Source organism: Escherichia sp. MOD1-EC5495, from assembly GCF_002965965.1.
Lineage (GTDB): Bacteria > Pseudomonadota > Gammaproteobacteria > Enterobacterales > Enterobacteriaceae > Escherichia > Escherichia ruysiae.
Genome location: NZ_PTRI01000052.1, coordinates 1 through 1,331 on the forward strand (window position 1 = coordinate 1; position 1,331 = coordinate 1,331).

At 52.7% G+C, this 1,331-nt stretch carries 1 protein-coding gene; it reads right to left on the minus strand.

Features of this window, described 5'->3' with window-relative positions; all coding sequences use genetic code 11:
• Positions 1–11: 11 nt before the first annotated feature.
• Positions 12–1,240 (minus strand): IS3 family transposase gene (locus tag BEG40_RS21485; protein ID WP_089541817.1). Its coding sequence is split into 2 segments (ribosomal slippage): positions 12–925 and positions 925–1,240, totalling 1,230 coding nucleotides; the frame shifts between segments, so codons are not numbered across the junction.
• Positions 1,241–1,331: the final 91 nt, after the last annotated feature.

Sequence of the window (1,331 nt, forward strand, 5' to 3'; positions counted from 1 at the left end):
TGGATTTGCCCCTATATTTCCAGACACCTGTTATCACTTAACCCATTACTGGCCTGCTGCCGCAGATATTCCCGTGGCGAGCGATAACCCAGTGCACTATGCGGATGCCATTCGTTATAATGCTCGAACGCCTCTGCAAGGTTCTTTGCTGCCGTTAACCCGTCTGGTTTAGGCATGATACTGATGTAGTCACGCTTTATCGTTTTCACGAAGCTCTCTGCTATGCCGTTACTCTCCGGACTCCGCACCGCCGTGTTCTTCGGTTCAAGCCCCAACATCCGGGCAAACTGCCGTGTTTCATTAGCCCGGTAGCATGAACCATTATCCGTCAGCCACTCTACTGGAGACGCCGGAAGCTCGTTGCCGAAGCGGCGTTCCACCGCTCCCAGCATTACGTCCTGTACTGTTTCACTGTCGAAGCCGCCCGTAGTGACTGCCCAGTGCAGTGCCTCACGGTCACAGCAGTCCAGCGCGAACGTGACTCGCAGTTTTTCTCCGTTATCACAGCGGAACTCGAACCCGTCAGAGCACCATCGTTGATTGCTTTCTTTCACGGCAACTTTGCCAGTATGTGCCCGTTTCGATGGCGGTACAGCGGTTTTTCGCTCAAGCAACAGCGCATTCTGGCGCATGATCCGGTAAACACGTTTGGCATTGATCGCAGGCATACCATCAAGTTCGGCCTGTCTGCGAAGCAGCGCCCATACCCGACGATAACCATACGTGGGCAGCTCTCCGATAACATGGTGTATACGGAGAAGCACATCCGTATCATCTGAGTGACGGCTGCGGCGACCATCTTTCCAGTCATCGGTTCGTCTGAGAATTACGTGCAACTGCGCACGCGACACCCGGAGACAACGGCTGACTAAGCTTACTCCCCATCCCCGGGCAATAAGGGCGCGTGCGCTATCCACTTTTTTGCACGCCCGTATTCAACGGCTTCTTTAAGGAGTTCATTTTCCATCGTTTTTTTGCCGAGCAGGCGCTGGAGTTCTTTAATCTGCTTCATGGCAGCAGCAAGTTCAGAGGCAGGAACGACCTGCTCTCCTGCGGCCACAGCAGTAAGACTTCCCTCCTGGTATTGCTTGCGCCAGAGAAATAACTGGCTGGCTGCCACACCGTGTTGCCGGGCAACAAGGGAGACCGTCATTCCCGGTTCAAAACTCTGCTGAACAATAGCGATCTTTTCCTGTGTAGTACGCCGTCTGCGTTTCTCCGGTCCTAAGACATCAATCATCTGCTCTCCAATGACTAGTCTAAAAACTAGTATTAAGACTATCACTTATTTAAGTGATATTGGTTGTCTGGAGATTCAGGGGGCCAGTCTA